The sequence below is a fragment of the Actinomyces gaoshouyii genome (assembly GCF_002072175.1).
Lineage (GTDB): Bacteria > Actinomycetota > Actinomycetes > Actinomycetales > Actinomycetaceae > Actinomyces > Actinomyces gaoshouyii.
Map to the genome: position 1 here is coordinate 44,852 of NZ_MVIV01000005.1, position 15,743 is coordinate 60,594.

The window sequence follows — 15,743 nt, forward strand, 5'->3', positions numbered from 1 at the left end:
GATGATAATTGAATATTCACTCTTCGGGAAGGGGCGGCGAATTGCCGCTGCCCCGGGGCGCCGGGGCCGCGTCCCCGTCAGTGAGGCCCGCCCCCGTCCCGCGCCGGATCCCCCGACGATCGCCGACGCCGCCGCCCCCTCACGGGAGAGGGCTGAGCGTCGCCGGCGGGAGGCGCATGAGCATCTCCAGCACGAGACACCCGACGCCGAGGGACAGGAGCACGACGGCCCACAGCACGCGGATCGGCCGACCGGGCATGAAGGCGGACACGATCTTGGCGCCTCCGCGCCGAGTGGACGCACCCCAGGGGACGAACCACAGGATGAGCAGGAAGACGAGCTCGCAGCCCGCCAGAAGAAGGGCCCTGCGATGGCGCAGATGCATGCCCGTGAGGATCGACGGGTCCATACCGACCTCCACGCCCATCGGATCCCGGAGCAAGAAGTAGAGGCCAGCAGCGACGACGCCGGCGAGCAGGATCGCGGGCAGCGCCGCCCCGGCGGAGCGCAGCAGGTAGAGCGGGCTCGAGGCCCACATGCGGGCGGTGTCCGCCGCCGTCGCGCTCCCCTTCTGGAGCCTGCGCCAACGCCGGTCGTCATCCCCACGGCCCGCGGCGCCCGCGAGCACTACGAGAATGGATGCGACCAATGTCACCCAGACAGGCACCCACATGGCGAGCATGACGAGGAGGAAGCCGACGCACAGGATCATCGTGCGACGGCGCCGGGGCTCGCGAGCCCAGTCGGGGAGCACGGCGGTCGGGGCATCCGCGCCTCCGGACGTCCCGACCGGGATGGGACGGGCATCGGGGCCAGCGGGGTCGAGCGCCCCGGCGGAAGCAGTCCGCACGCCCATCAGTCCGGTGTTGACGGGACCAGTCGGCCGGCCCGATGCGGTCGGGCCGGGGACGGGGGCCCCCACCCCCTGGGCCTGGGGAAAGATCGCGGCCGGCATCGGCCGGGCGGCCTGGGCTGCGGCGCGGCCGACGGCTGCCCCGCCGATCGCGCCGCCGGAGCCCGGGGCGTAGAAGACGGGCAGCACCGTCCCGCCGGCCCGCGCATCGACAGCAGCACCCTCGAAAGGACTCAGCGCGGGGCCGCTCCCATAGGATCCCGGGGTGGCGCCGTCACCGGAGGCCGCAGGGGCCATCGTGGGACTGCCCCCCGGACGCTGGACCGATGTCGGGCTCGGCCCGTTCGCCGTCGGCATCCCATAGGCGCCGTCCGACGCTCCCGAGGACGGCAGCGGCCCGGCGCTGCCGGCCCCGGGCAGGACCACGGCGAGCGCCCGGGAGCCATCCCCGCCGTCGGCGATCTCATCGAGGACGGACAGAAGCCCATCGATCGAGAGGCGGTCCGCCGCCTTGGGCTCCAGGGCGGCGCGGAAGGCCCGCGCCAGGGCGGGGCACTCCTCGGGAAGATCACCGAGCTCGGGCGTGCCGGCGTAGACGCGGCGGAAGACCACCTGCCAGGGGCCGGAACCGAAGGGCGCGCGCCCGGTGACCGCGAAGAGGAGCACACCCGCGCAGGCGTACCAGTCGACGCCGGGGCCGGGCTCGCCGCCGTCGAGCATCTCGGGCGGGATGAATCCCGGGGTCCCGGTGACCTGGCCGGTCTGGGTGAGGCGGACGTCGTCGGCGACCTGGGCGATGCCGAAGTCGATGAGGACGGGGCCCTGCGCGCCCAGCATGACGTTGGAGGGCTTGAGGTCGCGGTGGATGACACCGGCGTCGTGGACGGCGCGCAGGGCGTCGACCAGGCCATGAGCGAGGTCGGACAGGTCGCGGGCGTCGGTGGCGAGGTCGTAGGCGCCCTCGCGGTCGACCTCGCACTGGAGGGTGGGGCCCTCGACGAGCTCGGTGATGACGAAGGTCATGCCGTGGGCGGACTCGGAGTCGCCGGTCTCGATATCGAGGATGCGAGCAACACCGGCGTCGCGCACCCTGGCCAGGACCTGGGCCTCCCGGTCGAGACGGCGCCGCGCCATGGGGTCGACGGCGATCTGCGGATGGAGGATCTTCATGGCGACGCGGCCGCCGGCTCCATCGACCGCCTCCCAGACCGCGCCCATGCCCCCGGCGCCGAGGCGCCGCAGGAGCCGGTAGCCGCCGACGGTAGCGCCCGCCCGCAGTCCGCCGATCAACGGAGAACGAGGGGCAGAGGGCTGCGTCATGCGGCCAGGGTACCGGCCGAGCCGGATAGACCAAGCATGTGAGGCAGTTCACACAATGTTTGCCAGGTCTCGTCCTGACAGGTGTCGCGCTCGGGAGTGCGCCATGACACTATGTCTTCTGTCGGGGGCTTCCGCCCCGGCACCGCACCAAGGACGCCACGCGCTGCCCGGCTCGACCGAACTCCGTCAACCTCCGTCAACGCTGACATCCCGGCACCTCTCCACCACGGATCGTCCGGCACGTACCTGCCGGTGAAGGGAATAACTCCATGGCTACCGTGACCTTTGATCACGCCACCCGCATCTACCCGGGCAATGACCGCCCCTCGGTAGACCAGCTCAACCTCGAGATCGCCGACGGCGAGTTCCTCGTCCTCGTCGGCCCGTCCGGCTGCGGGAAGTCAACATCGCTCCGCATGCTCGCCGGCCTGGAGGACGTCAACTCCGGCCGCATCCTCATCGGCGACCGGGACGTCACCGATGTCCAGCCCAAGGACCGCGACATCGCCATGGTCTTCCAGAACTACGCCCTGTACCCGCACATGAGCGTGCACGACAACATGGGCTTCGCCCTGAAGATCGCCGGCACCCCCAAGGAGGAAATCGACAAGCGCGTCCGCGAGGCCGCCAAGATCCTGGGCCTGACCGAATACCTCGACCGCAAGCCCAAGGCCCTGTCCGGTGGCCAGCGCCAGCGCGTGGCCATGGGCCGCGCCATCGTGCGCAAGCCCAAGGTCTTCCTCATGGACGAGCCCCTGTCCAACCTGGACGCCAAGCTCCGCGTCCAGACCCGCACGCAGATCGCCTCCCTCCAGCGCTCGCTGGGCGTCACCACGGTCTACGTCACCCACGACCAGACCGAGGCCCTCACCATGGGAGACCGCATCGCCGTCCTCAAGGATGGCCTCCTTCAGCAGGTCGGCACCCCTCGTGAGATGTACGACAAGCCCGCCAATGAGTTCGTGGCCGGCTTCATCGGCTCCCCCGCGATGAACCTGGGGCACTTCACCGTCAACGGCGATGTCGCCTCCATCGGCTCCGCCAGGATCCAGTTGAGCCGCGCCACCCTCGACGCCATCAAGCCCGAGGACGGCGGCAAGATCACCATCGGGTTCCGCCCCGAGTCCCTCGAGGTGGTCTCCGCCTCCGATGAGCACTCGATCCCAGTGCGCGTGTCTTTCGTCGAGGAGCTCGGAAGCGACGCCTACATCTACGGCGAGCTCGTGGGCGCCGAGGGTTCGGAGGACAAGCTCGGCAGCGGCGAGGACTCCAGCCAGATCATCGTCCGTGTTCCCCCGCGCACCGCTCCGGGTGCTGGCGAGACGGTCCACGTGCGCATCAAGCCCGGCCAGGAGCACATCTTCTCCGCGGCCACCGGCGAGCGCCTGCCCGCTTGATCGCGAGCCCCACGACCCTCTCGCGGGTCATCGTCTGAGCCCCGTTCCCGCCACGGCGGGGGCGGGGCTCCGCCGTAGTGGAGCGGAGAGCGCCGGCGCGATTGCCGGTGGGGCGGCGCCGGACGGCGCAGAGCCGGCTCCCGCGCAGCGGCGAGCGCCTCTTCATAAGTGCCGCCCACCCCGAGCGGTGCTAGCTGCGCCCAGTGGCGTCCCACCCGCACCAGTCGGGGATTTCCGCCCCAGTGGGCGCGAAAACACTAGTTGTTGCGAGTCATGAGGTTGCAGACGCCGCGACCAGCCGCCCGACTCACCGCCCGGCCGGCGTCATGATCTCATGCACCTGGGTGCCCGGCGGCACGGGATTCCTGCAAGAATCGTCGCATGCTCATGTCCATGCAGATCTCGGCCGCGACGATCGATCCGGCCCTCCTCGACCTGCCCTGGGAGATCCCCCTGGAGGAATGGCCCCCGGATGTTCTCGCCGCCCTGCCGCGCGGGCTGTCACGCCACGTCGTGCGCTTCGTCAACCTCTCCGAGCGCGTCATCGCGGTCAAGGAGATCGGCGAGGCGGCGGCGCACCGCGAGTACGAGCTACTGCGCGACCTCGTGCGACTGGGCGCCCCCTGCGTCACCCCGACCGCAGTCATCACCGGCCGCATGAGCGCCGACGGCGAGCGCCTGAACTCCGCCCTCGTCACTGAGCACCTGTCCTACTCCCTGCCCTACCGGGCCCTGTTCAGCCGATACATGAGCGCCGACACGGCCACGCGCCTCATCGATGCCCTCGCGGTGCTGCTCGTGCGCCTCCATCTGCTGGGCTTCTACTGGGGGGACGTCTCCCTGTCGAACACGCTGTTCCGCAGGGACGCGGGATCCTTCGCCGCCTACCTCGTGGACGCCGAGACGGGAGAGCTCTACCCCGAGGGGGGTCTGACGGAGGGCAAGCGCCTGTACGACATCGACGTCGCCCGCACGAATATCATCGGTGAACTCATGGACCTGCAGGCCGGGGCACTCTTGGAGCCGAGCGTGGACACGATCGGGGTCGGGGACCGGATCGTCGAGCGATACCACGATCTGTGGGAGATCCTCACTGGTGAGGAGTCCTTCTCCATGAGCGAGCGCTGGCGGGTGCGCCGTCGTATCGAGCAGCTCAACGATCAGGGATTCGACGTCGGAGAGCTGACCATGCGCACGGATGAGACCGGGGAGCACCTGGTCATCCAGCCCAAGGTGGTCGATGCCGGCTACTACCATCGCCGCCTGCTGCGCCTGACGGGACTGGATGTCCAGGAGCGCCAGGGCCGCCGCATGCTCAACGATCTGGAGGCCTACCGGGTCACACACGGGATGCGGGATCGGCCGCTCGAGCAAGTGGCGCATATCTGGCTCGCCGAGGTCTTCGAGCCGACCATCCAGTCCGTGCCGATCGAGCTGCGCCGCAAGCTCCAGAGCGCGGAGATCTTCCACGAGGTGCTGGAGCACCGTTGGTACATGTCCGAGGCGCAGCGCCGGGATATCTCCATCGATGAGGCCGCTCAGGACTACATCGCCCATGTGCTCCCCCAGCACTGGGACGAGGAGTCCTACCTGTCGCTCGGGGACAGCCAGGAGATGGAGGCGATCTTCACCGATGACGACGAGCCGCCCATCGAGGATGACGCCGAGTTCGCGGCCCGCGATGAAGAGACGGCCGAGGCCTACAGCGCCAACCCCTTCGGTTTCACCGCCGACATGAAGTTCAAGGGCGAGTGATCACTTCCCCCAATATGCGAGACCGGTCTCGGTGGATCAGTCGGAGACGAGCTGGGTCTCGACGAGGCGCGTCTCCTCGTCCGCGCGGCGGCGCAGCTCACGATGACGCACAACGGAGGCCAGCGAGGCCTGGAGGACCGCGTCGACGAGCACCATCGCGCCCACCGCCGCCACCCCCTTGTGGGTCCCACCGCGACGGCGCAGCGCCGCTCCGAGCAGCGCCCCGCCGATCCCGCCCTCGAGCACGAGCGCGGCGCGCACCGTCCACGGCTTCTCCGTGACGGTCTCCACGTAGGCCTGCCGGATCGCCCGGCCGGGTGTGCCCGGGTCGCTCACCATGAGGCCGACGGAACGGGTGACTGCATTGGCCAGACCACGGGGCTCGTGGACGACGACGCCCGGAACCTCCACGGGCGCCAGCGCCCCGGAGAGCACTCTGTCCACCCAGCCCGGCAATCCCAGGGCATTGATCATCGCGGTCAGGCCCGCGGCGCCCGGAGTTGCCAGGGCCCTGGCAACGGCCTCGGCATCGGCTCCCGGGACGGCGGCGGCGATCGCCGACGCGTCCATGACGTCGGTGAGGAGGCCGTCCACCACGGCGCTCAGCGCGGGCCCGGGCTCGGCGACCCCGCCCCACACGTACTGGGAGGTCATGCCCCAGGAGAAGACGGCGTCGTCCTCGGAGTCCCCGGTGGTCACGGCGCGAACGGTCATGTCGCCCTCGTCGACCGTCAGGACGAGCGCGGGCAAGGACTCCTCGTCCCAGCCGAACATCCCGAGCGACAGGCCCTCACCGGAGTGCAGGACGATGCGCCGATCGATCTGCGGGACAGTGGCCACCGCCAGCGGCCGCTCGAGAAGCGTGGCCTGCAGAGGCACCATGTAAGCGCTGATCGGGGAGACGATGACGGTGCGGGCCGTCGGCGTGCCATGGCGGGCGAGCCCGGGCAGCTCGGTATCAGCGGGGAGCGCGTCGAAGGAGGCGGGGCCGATCGTCGCCGAGGCGTCGAAGGCGCGCGCCAGGGACTCGGCCAGCTCGCTGACCCCCATGCCGGGAACGACGCCGCCGCGAGTGGGCGGAGTGACGGCGACCCGCGCCTCGGCGTCGGCGAGCAGGGTGATGGACAGCAGGTGGGGTGTGCTCGGGTACCACTCGAGGCGCGCGACGACGCGCTCGGAGTCCAGGCGCTCGGCCACCTCCTGGGGCGCCGTGCCGGGGGCGATGACGACGCCCTCCGTGCGGTTCCAGCGCTGCGATGCGTCCTGTGCCATGGCGGTCTCCTCGGGGTTGGCTGCAGCCCATTGTGGCAGCAATATGGTCCGCGTGTGAATGAGGGCGGCTCCAGGCCCCGCGCCGGGGCGCGGCGCAGAGCGCAGAGCCCGAGCGCGGTTGCGGCCGCCGGGGGCGCGATCAGCCCGGGATGGCGAGACCCGACCCGCCCGCTCAGCCCTGGGCCACCGCGCGGCGCAGGCGGTCCACCTCGTACAGGGTGATACCCGTGGCCACGGCGGCGTTGAGGGACTCCACGCTCGCGGAGATCGGGATCGAGGCGATGACGTCGCAGGTCTCGCGCACGAGTCTGGACAGCCCCGCGCCCTCGGCGCCAGTGACGACGACGAGGGGGGCATCGGCCAGGGGGAGCCCCCCCACCGGTGTATCGCCCCCGCCGTCGAGCCCGACGACGAAGCACCCCTCCTTCTTCAGCTGCCGCAGGGCCCGCACCAGGTTGGTCTCGCGGGCCACGCGCACGCGGGCGGCCGCGCCGGCGGACACCTTCCAGGCAGTGGCGGTGACCCCGGCGCTGCGGCGCTCGGGGATGATCACGCCGTCGGCCCCGAAAGCCCCGGCAGAGCGCAGGACTGCCCCCAGGTTGTGAGGATCGGTGACCTGGTCGAGGGCGACGAGCAGGGGCGTGCGACCGAGCGAGCGAGCGCGGTCGAGGAGGTCGGCGGCGGCGGTGTACTCGTAGGCGGGGACCTCGATGGCCACCCCCTGGTGGGCGGCACGGTCGGTGAGGGCGTCGAGGTCGAGCCGGGTGGTCTCCAGGACGGGGGCGCCCAGCAGGGCCGCGCGACGCACGACGACACCGAGCCGGTCATCGGAGGCGGCCGAGACGGCCATGAAGACGCGGCTGATGGGCACGCCCGCGCGGGCGGCCTCGGCCACGGCGTTGCGACCGCAGACGATCTCGAATCCCTCGGGCACGCGGAAGCCCCTCTTGAGGCGCTCCATCTGGTTGACCCGCTGATTGGCCCCGGAGGCGCGGGCCTCAGCTCGGGCCTTGGCGAGCGCCTTGGGGTGGCCGACGCGGTTCTCGGCCTTGGGCGTGGGGCCCTTGCCCTCCAGGCGCTGGCGGCGATTGCCGCCCGAGCCCTTCGTGGGGCCCTTCTTGGATCCGGGGCGGCGCCGGGGACCGGGGTACTGCTCGTTGCCGGGCATCGCATGCCCTCCTGTCTACGTTTCGTGGGGTTGCGGCGCGGGCGGCGATCCGCCCCCGAGCCGGGATTGGGTCAGGCGGTGATCACGCGAGGTGCCAGCGGGCGCCGCCCGCGGAGTCCTCGACAACGACGCCCGCCGCGGCGAGCTGGTCGCGCAGGGAGTCGGCGCGAGCCCAGTCCTTGGCGGCGCGCGCGGCCGAGCGCTCGTCGAGGAGCGCGGTCACGAGGTGGTCGAGGGCGCCCATGGCGGCGTCGGGGCCGTCGGACCCGGCGCCGCCGAGCACGCCCGCCCTCCAGGGCTCGGAGAGGGGGTCGAGGCCGAGGACGTCGAGCATGGCGCGCAGGTCGAGGGCCGCGGCGGCGACCGCCGTCGGCTCGGGGGACGGCGCGGCGAGCATGGCATTGAGGGCCTTGAGGGTGGCGTGGACGCAGGCCATGGCCCCGGCGAGGTTGAGGTCCTCATCCATGGCCGCGGTGAACTCGCCCGGCAGGGACCGCGAGCGCAACTCGCGGGCGGGGGCGTCCACGGGGCCGGCCGGGCCGTCCGCCTCACCGGGGAGAAGCTCGAGCGCACGGGTGATCGCGCCAGCTAGGCGCTCCCAGAGGGCGGCGGCGTCTGCGAGGGTCTCCTCGGAGAACTCGACCGTGGAGCGGTGGTGAACGGTGCCCAGCGCCAGGCGCAGCACGGGGGCGGGGTAGGCCTTGAGCAGCTCGGCCACGACCAGTGAGTTGCCCAGGGACTTGCTCATCTTCTCGCCCTTGACGGTCACCCAGGCGTTGTGGACCCAGTGACGGGCGAAGCCCCAGCCGGCGCCGTGGGACTGGGCCTGCTCATTCTCATGGTGGGGGAATCGCAGGTCGATGCCACCGCCGTGAATGTCGAACTCGTCACCCAGGTAGTGCCGGCTCATGGCGGAGCATTCCAGGTGCCAGCCGGGGCGGCCGCGCCCCCAGGGGGCGTCCCAGGCGGCGTCGTCGGGCTCGCCGGGCTTGGCGGCCTTCCACAGGGCGAAGTCGCGCGGGGAGCGCTTGTCCGCCTCGACGTCGGCGTCGATCTGGGCCTCGTCCTCCGTGGTGGACAGGTCCTCAGGGCGCTGGTTGGTGAGGGAGCCGTAGTCGGGCAGGGAGGTGACGTCGAAGTAGACGTTGCCGGGCGAGCCGACATAGGCGTGCCCGGCGTCGATGAGACGGGAGATGAGATCGATCATCTCGGGGATATGGCCGGTAGCGCGCGGCTCGTAGGTGGGGGGCGCGATTCCCAGGGCGCGGTAGGCGGCGTCGAACTCGCGCTCGAAGCGCTGCGCCCAGGCCCACCACTGAACCGGCGGCTCGGCGGCGGCGGACTTGGCCAGGATCTTGTCGTCGATGTCGGTCACGTTGCGGATGAGGATGACCCTCTGCCCGCAGCGCTCCAGCCAGCGGCGAAGCACATCGAAGGCGATGCCGGAGCGCATGTGACCGATATGCGGGGAGCCCTGGACGGTGGCGCCGCACAGATAAATTCCGACCACCCCGGGGGTGACGGTGGGGGCCAGGGGGACGACGTCGCGCGCAGCGGAGTCGTACAGGCGCAGGGCCAGTGCCGGGGCGTCGGTGGTCTCGGTGCTCACGGGGGCAGCCTATCCGGTGGGCCCGTCGAGGAGCGGGGCGACCCGGATCGGTGGCCCGGGTCAGGGGCGCGCGGGCGGGTCGACGGGGTGGACGAGGGCGGTGGCGATGGCGAGCAGCCCCTCGGCCCGTCCGAGGAAGCCGAGATGGTCGGTGGTGGTGGCGGAGAAGTGGACGGGCGCGGCAGCGGCCCGGCTGAGCGCGGCGGTGGCCTCGGCCATGCGGGGGGCGATTCGGGGGCGCTCGCCGACGAGCTGGACGGCGATATTGCCGATCTCGAAGCCGGCGGCCCGCACGCGCCGCGCCGCCTCGGCCAGGAGCGCGCTGCCCGCGGCGCCCTTCCACTGCGGCTCGGCGGTGCCGAAGTTGGAGCCGAGATCGCCCAGGGCGGCGGCGGAGAAGAGGGCGTCGCAGCAGGCGTGGGCGACGACGTCGCCGTCGGAGTGTCCCGCCAGCCCGATCTCACCGGGCCAGTCCAGGCAGGCCAGGCGCAAGGGCGTGCCGGAGTCGGCGGCGGCGAACGCGTGGACGTCAGTGCCGATCCCGGTGCGCGGGAGCACGAGGAGGGCTGCGGCGGGGACAGCGGTGGCGGGCGGGGCACTGGGGGTGGCGTCGGATGGGCTCATGAGAGCAGTGTGCCGTGCGCGGGCGAGGCGGGCGAGGCCAGCGGGGTCGGCATTGATTCGGCATTGATGTCGACTCTGATGCCGGCGACCGGGATATCCTCGGGCGTGCCCATTGACCGTATTGCCGACCGTATTGCCGGCGCCCCCGGCCCGGATGCGCCGCCCGCGCCGGCAATGCCGTCGGGAACCTCGTGCGCACTGCACGACTCGGGCGCCTGCCGCTCCTGCCCGCGAATGGGCATGGCGCTTCCCGATCAACTGACGGCGAAGCAGGGCGCCGTCGCCCAGCGACTGGGCGCGCATGTTCCCGACGCCGTCTGGGAGCCCCCGGCCATGAGCGAGCCTCTGCACTTCCGCAACAAGGCGAAGATGGCGGTCAGCGGGATGGCGGGCACGCCGGTCCTGGGCCTGGCGGATCGTTGGGGCGGCGCCGTCGACCTGCGCTCCTGCCCTCTCCATGTGCCGGCGATCGAGGAAGCCCTGCCGGTGCTCGCCGGGTTCATCGGCCGGGCGGGGCTGGAGCCCTACTCCATCCCGAGTCGTCGCGGCGAGCTCAAGCACCTCCTTGTCACCGCCTCCCCTGACGGTGACCTCATGGTCCGCTTCGTCCTGCGCAGCCGGCGCCTGGTGGGGCGACTGCGCGACGGGCTGGCACACCTACGGGGACTCCTGCCAACGCTCGCCGTGGCCAGCGCGAATATCCAGCCCATCCACCAGGCCATCCTGGAGGGGGACGAGGAGATCGTGCTCACCGAGGAGGACAACCTGCTCATGCGCCTGTCACTGCCGGGTGGGACGCGGGCGGCATCGGGAGGGCCAACGGCATCCGCTCCGCGCGAGCTGGCGCTCCATCTGCCGACGCGCTCCTTCTTCCAGACGAATACCGCCGTGGCTGAGGCGTTGTACGCGACCGCCCGCGACTGGGCGGCCGACTCCCCCGATGGCGCGGGACCGGCGCGGCGAATGTGGGACCTGTTCTGCGGAGTGGGCGGTTTCGCGCTGGCGCTCGCGGGAGCGGCGGGTCAGGGCGGGGATCGCGGACCGAGCGTGCTCGGGGTGGAGATCTCGTCCGCGGCGGTCGACGGCGCGCGGGCCTCGGCGGCGCTGGCGGGACTGCCCGCTGATCGGGTTCGGTTCGAGACCGGCGATGCCCGCGTGCTCGATCCCTCGGCAGCGCGAGAGCTCGGCGGGCTTCCGGATCTTCTCGTCGTCAACCCGCCGAGGCGCGGGATCGGGGAGGAGCTGGCGGGGCGGATCGAGGCCTCGGGGGTGGCGCGAGTGCTGTACTCCTCGTGCAATCCGGCGACGCTCGCCGTCGATCTGGCGAGGATGCCATCGCTGCGCGTGCGCCGCGCGCGCCTGTTCGACATGTTCCCGCACACCTCGCACGCCGAGGTGCTCGTCGAGCTCGCGCGCTGAGGCGGCGCCACCCGCCCTGAGCGGTGCCGCCTGTCCCCAGCGGCGCGTCCTGCTCGCACCGATCGGTGATTCGCGCACCCGTCAGCGCGAAAAGTGCTAGTCGACGCTCAGCACAACTCAGCGCAACTCGGCCAGGGCGCGTCGCACGGCGGTGATGCGCTCCTGGATCTCAGCGGCCAGCGCGGGGATCTCCAGATCGCGGATGGCCCCCGCCAAGTCCGCCAGGTCGCGCGCCTCGGGGAAGCCATCCCCGATGAGGGCAGCGGCCCTCCGCGCCGCCTCGCTCTGCCCCGCATCCACCGCAGCGGCCTCGGTCAGGAGCTCGGTGAGCGGCCCCCGCGTGGCTGCGAGCTCCTCGGCGACGGCGTCGAGCTCCCCGCCGACGAGTTCGCGCCTGGCCTCCAGCAGGGCCCGGTGGTCGGTGAGTCGCGAGATGCCCTCGTTCAGGGCGCTCGTCAGCTCCTCGAGGGAGCCGACGGCGTCGTTCTCGGCCACGTCATCATCCCCGGCGAGGATCTGGGCGGCGAAGAACCCCGAGGCGAGGTTGTGCAGGCGCATGAGGGCGATGGCGAAGCGCACGGAGTAGGCGTCGCCGCGCAGCTCGGAGACCTGCCCGGCCAGCGGCCGGAGCTCCTCGGCGCATTCCAGGACGAGGGCGTCCACCCTCCGGTAATGCTCCTCGAAACCCTGAGCCCCGCCGTCCGCACCCGCGCCCTCCCCGGCCCGCGCCGCGCCGAGGCGCGCGACCTCATCCCGCGTGGCGCGCAGGGCGGCGCGCAGCTCGGCCAGCCTCGCCGAGAGCGCCCGGATCTCGGTGGCGCGGCGCTCCAGGAGGCGCACGAGGCGGGCGAGCTCGTCGAGCAGGGCGAGATGGCCGCTGGTGGCCTCCTCGATCGCGTGCATCTCCGCCAGCACGCGGGCCACTGGCCCCTCGGCGCCCTCCGCGCTCGGGATGCCGACCCCGGCGGCCACGAGCGCGGCCACCTCGGAGGCCACTGCCCGCCGGGTGAAGTCCACGGTGGACTCGTACCCCAGCGCCTCCAACTCGCGACCCAGCGCCGCCTGTCCCGCGGCCGCGACCTCCCGGCGGGTGGAGCCGAGCGCGGCCGAGGCCGCCTCGACCTCCCTCACGCGGCCGTAGGCCCTCTCGAAGGCGTCACGCTGCTCGGTGAGCTGGGGGAGGGTGCGGATGGACAGGTAGCCGCTGCCCGAGGGGACGATGGTGGCGAAGACCCGGTATTGCCCGCCGTCGGAGGCCCGATTGGTGATGTAGGCGCTTGCCGCGTGGCCAGCCTCGATGTCCTCCCACACCCCACGGAAGAGTCCGGCGGGCATGACGGCGTGGCGCACCACGTTGTGGGCCCGGCCCACGAGCGCCCCGCGCGGGTAGCCGGACAACCTCATGAAGATCGAGTTGGCACGGCGGATGCGACCGGCCGCGTCGGTGGTGGAGAAGAAGATCTCATGGGCCTCGAAGGCGCGCTCCGGGGCGGGCGGCGCGCCGCCCCCGGCAGGATCGCTCAGCCCAGTCGCCTGGGTCGGCTCGGTGCGCTCGGTCATGGCGGGGCCTCCTCCGGCTGGATGCTCGTCCCAACGGTGCCGCGCTGGGTCCCCCGAGACTACTCCCGATGCTGACGCCGTGTGCCCGGCCTGCCCGCGCCCCGGGCCATCGCCGCTAGGCTCAGGGCATTCGCGCCGGCCCTCACGCGGCGCGCATCCCACGGCAGTCACGCAGAGAGGCATCACGATGTCCACCGAGATCGTCACCCAGGCCGGACCCGAGCTCGTCGAGGCGATGGAGCGCCTCATCCCCCAGCTCTCCCGAAGCGCCCCCGCGCTCACCGCCGAGCAGTGCGAGGCCCTTCTGGCTCAGGACGGCGTCTACCTCTTCGCCTTCCGCCCCGATTCCCCCGCCGGGGAGGGCCCCGCCCCGATCCTGGGCATGCTGACCCTGGCGACCTTCACGATCCCCACGGGCCTGCGGGCCTGGGTGGAGGACGTCGTCGTCGACGCCGAGGCGCGCGGACAGGGCGCCGGCAGGCAGCTCGTCGAGGCAGCGGTCGCCCACGCCCAGGAGCTCGGGGCCCGCACCGTCGACCTCACCTCGCGCCCATCCCGCGAGGCGGCCAACCGCCTCTACCAGCGCTGCGGCTTCGAGCTGCGCGAGACGAACGTGTACCGCCACAGCGCCTCCAAGAGCTGAGCCCCTCTGAAGCACCCGCGGCATTCGGATCTCGCTCCAGTCGTAGAACCAGTGGGTCCTGCCGCCGGTGCTCCGGCTGCCGGTGGCCATGATGCCGCTGGAGGGGTCCGTGTAGTACCACTCGTCCAGGCCGAGCCACCCGGTGGAGGGGTGTAGTAGTGCCAGCCGACGTCGTCCTTCCAGCAGCCGGTGCGCATGTAGCCCTCGGCGCCGAAGCAGTAGATGGCGTAGTTGATGGGGACGCGCTGGGAGGAGCGGCGGCGGGCGTGGAGGCGGCGCGGCATGCAACCCTGATACCAGGGCGATGACGGCCATCACATCTCAGGGAAGCGGCGGAGCCTGACCGAGGAGGCCGTCGATGAGCTCGGCCATGGAGCCGACCACGCGCTCGCAGGCCCGGCTCACCTCGGGCGGGGCCCAGGGCAGGGTGATGGGGTGGTCCGCGAGGGCGTGCATGGAGACATCGTTGTAGGAGTCCCCGATGGTCCATACCTCGAGACCCTCCGAGGCGCGGGTGTCCGCCAGGGGACCGGCGAGGAGCTCGGCGAGCCCGTGCCCCTTGGAGGATCCGGTCGGCACGATGTCGAGGAACTCGAGGTTGCGATGGCACTCGATCCCCGTCCCCCAGCGCTCGGCGGCCTCGATCTCGATGCGCTCGCGCAGGAAGTCGTCGGTGACGCGCAGCGGCACTCCGATGAAGCGATGCTCGCCCATCTGCGCGGCACTCATGGGTTCGAAGACCTGGAGGATGGGGGATGCGTCACCGTTGTTGTCAGCCAGGATGTAGTCCTGTGCAATCGTGGTGGCGTAGGTGGTCACACCCGGCAGTTCGGCGGTGTCCTCGACAATGGCGCGGGCGACTCCATCGGGGAGATAACGGGCCGCGAGGACCCGGTAGTCGCTGTCGATGAGGACGGCACCGGTGAAGACGATGCCGTAGTCGAAGCGCACGCCTTCGGGCTCCAGGACGCCGCGCGCGGCGAAGATGGATTTGCCGGTGTCGATGGCGAGCAGGTTGCCGGCGGCCCGCCAGCGCGTCATGGCCTCGCGGTCCGCCCGGGAGACGCCGCGGTTGAAGATGATGGTGGAGTCGAGGTCGGTGACGATGAGGCGTCGCATGGGCCCTCCGTTGGGCTTCTGGCTGGACTGGCGGATCTCCGGGCTTGCTCGGGCCTGGCGCGGGCACGGCGCCTGTACGCGCGAGGGGCGCGGGAGCGGTGCTCCGCGCGCCCCTCGCAGCCTAGGGCATGGGGCCCGGTTCGGCTCAGCCGAGGAGGCCCGTCCAGGCGCCGAGGATGCCGACGACGAACATGCCCAGGATGATCCACAGCGCGTTGACCTTCTTGTTGAGCAGCCACATGCACAGGAAGGTCAGGCCCAGCGCGGCCAGTCCCGGCAGCAGCTGATCGAGGATCATCTGCAGCGTCGTGTCGGCCACGACGCCGGTGTCCCTGTCCTCGACCGACGCGACCACGGCCGGGAAGTTGATCGTCGTCCACTTCGAGACCAGGGCGCCCATGACGAAGAGCCCCATGACGGCGGCCATCTGGGTGATCTTCTTGAGCTGGCCGCCGCCGACCTCGGTGACCATCGCGGTGCCCCGCTCATAGCCGAGCTTGAGCCCGTACCAGCGCGTGGCCACGCGCAGGACGTTGATGCCCAGGAAGAACAGCAGCGGCCCCACGATGGAGCCGTCGAGCGCCAGCGAGGCGCCCAGGGCCGCGAGGACGGGCCGGGCGGTTCCCCAGAAGATGGGGTCACCGACTCCGGCGAGCGGCCCCATGAGGCCGATCTTGACGTTGGTGATGGTGTCGTCGCCGATGGGCTCGCCCTTGGCGCGCTGCTCCTCCATGGCGGCGGTGATGCCGAAGACGACGGAGGACACCCACGGGTGGGTGTTGTAGAACTCCAGGTGGCGCTCGAGGGCGGCGGCCTGGGCGGCCTTGTCGCCCTTGTAGACCTTCTTGATCGCGGGCATGAGGGTGAAGCAGAAGCCCATCGCCTGCATGCGCTCGAAGTTGAAGGAGCCCAGGAGCGTCGTCGAGCGCCAGTACATGGACTGCAAGTCCCTGTTGGTCAGGGCGCGCTCAGGGGCGGCGGTCGTGGTGGAAGTCATGATCACG

General features: G+C 71.6%; 12 protein-coding genes. 4 read left to right on the plus strand and 8 right to left on the minus strand.

Annotated features, from left to right (window positions below; translation table 11 throughout):
• Positions 1-139: 139 nt before the first annotated feature.
• Positions 140-2,173 carry a serine/threonine-protein kinase gene (locus B1H50_RS05855; protein ID WP_080462846.1) on the minus strand — a complete coding sequence of 678 codons (2,034 nt, stop codon included), beginning with the start codon at positions 2,171-2,173 and terminating at the stop codon, positions 140-142.
• 269 nt (positions 2,174-2,442) lie between these two features.
• Here B1H50_RS05855 and B1H50_RS05860 point away from each other — a divergent pair, with 269 nt between their 5' ends.
• Both B1H50_RS05860 and B1H50_RS05865 read left to right on the plus strand, forming a co-directional pair.
• Positions 2,443-3,570 (plus strand): ABC transporter ATP-binding protein, encoded by a 1,128-nt coding sequence (locus B1H50_RS05860; RefSeq protein ID WP_080462847.1) that lies wholly within the window; start codon positions 2,443-2,445, stop codon positions 3,568-3,570.
• Positions 3,571-3,951: 381 nt separating this feature from the next.
• Complete coding sequence (locus B1H50_RS05865; protein ID WP_080462848.1) at positions 3,952-5,325, plus strand: DUF4032 domain-containing protein; 1,374 nt, start codon at positions 3,952-3,954, stop codon at positions 5,323-5,325.
• Positions 5,326-5,361: 36 nt separating this feature from the next.
• Here the strand turns inward: B1H50_RS05865 and B1H50_RS05870 are convergent, their stop codons facing one another.
• The 4 genes from B1H50_RS05870 to ispF all read right to left on the minus strand — a co-directional run bounded on the left by B1H50_RS05870 (position 5,362) and on the right by ispF (position 9,998).
• Entirely contained in the window at positions 5,362-6,597 is a 1,236-nt protein-coding gene (locus tag B1H50_RS05870) for a hypothetical protein (protein WP_080462849.1), read from the minus strand.
• Positions 6,598-6,769: 172 nt separating this feature from the next.
• Positions 6,770-7,765 (minus strand): 23S rRNA (guanosine(2251)-2'-O)-methyltransferase RlmB, encoded by a 996-nt coding sequence (gene rlmB, locus B1H50_RS05875; protein WP_080462850.1) that lies wholly within the window; start codon positions 7,763-7,765, stop codon positions 6,770-6,772.
• Positions 7,766-7,847: 82 nt separating this feature from the next.
• Positions 7,848-9,374, minus strand: a complete 1,527-nt coding sequence (gene cysS / locus B1H50_RS05880; RefSeq protein ID WP_080462851.1) for a cysteine--tRNA ligase — start codon at positions 9,372-9,374, stop codon at positions 7,848-7,850.
• Between the two features lie 60 nt (positions 9,375-9,434).
• Positions 9,435-9,998 carry a 2-C-methyl-D-erythritol 2,4-cyclodiphosphate synthase gene (gene ispF / locus B1H50_RS05885; protein WP_080462852.1) on the minus strand — a complete coding sequence of 188 codons (564 nt, stop codon included), beginning with the start codon at positions 9,996-9,998 and terminating at the stop codon, positions 9,435-9,437.
• A gap of 174 nt (positions 9,999-10,172) precedes the next feature.
• Between ispF and B1H50_RS05890 the strand changes: the two genes are divergently transcribed.
• A complete protein-coding gene (locus tag B1H50_RS05890; protein WP_080462853.1) occupies positions 10,173-11,417 on the plus strand; it encodes a methyltransferase domain-containing protein in 1,245 nt (414 codons plus the stop codon).
• Between the two features lie 117 nt (positions 11,418-11,534).
• On the opposite strand, the gene B1H50_RS05895 is transcribed toward B1H50_RS05890, so the two are convergent.
• On the minus strand, positions 11,535-12,977 hold the full coding sequence (locus B1H50_RS05895) for a chemotaxis protein (RefSeq protein ID WP_080462854.1): 1,443 nt from the start codon (positions 12,975-12,977) through the stop codon (positions 11,535-11,537).
• Positions 12,978-13,164: 187 nt separating this feature from the next.
• Between B1H50_RS05895 and B1H50_RS05900 the strand changes: the two genes are divergently transcribed.
• Positions 13,165-13,620, plus strand: coding sequence for a GNAT family N-acetyltransferase (locus B1H50_RS05900; protein ID WP_080462855.1), 456 nt, complete (start codon positions 13,165-13,167; stop codon positions 13,618-13,620).
• Positions 13,621-13,941: 321 nt separating this feature from the next.
• Here the strand turns inward: B1H50_RS05900 and B1H50_RS05905 are convergent, their stop codons facing one another.
• Entirely contained in the window at positions 13,942-14,739 is a 798-nt protein-coding gene (locus tag B1H50_RS05905) for an HAD family hydrolase (RefSeq protein WP_080462856.1), read from the minus strand.
• Between the two features lie 145 nt (positions 14,740-14,884).
• Positions 14,885-15,736, minus strand: coding sequence for a PTS system mannose/fructose/sorbose family transporter subunit IID (locus B1H50_RS05910; RefSeq protein ID WP_095532502.1), 852 nt, complete (start codon positions 15,734-15,736; stop codon positions 14,885-14,887).
• Positions 15,737-15,743: the final 7 nt, after the last annotated feature.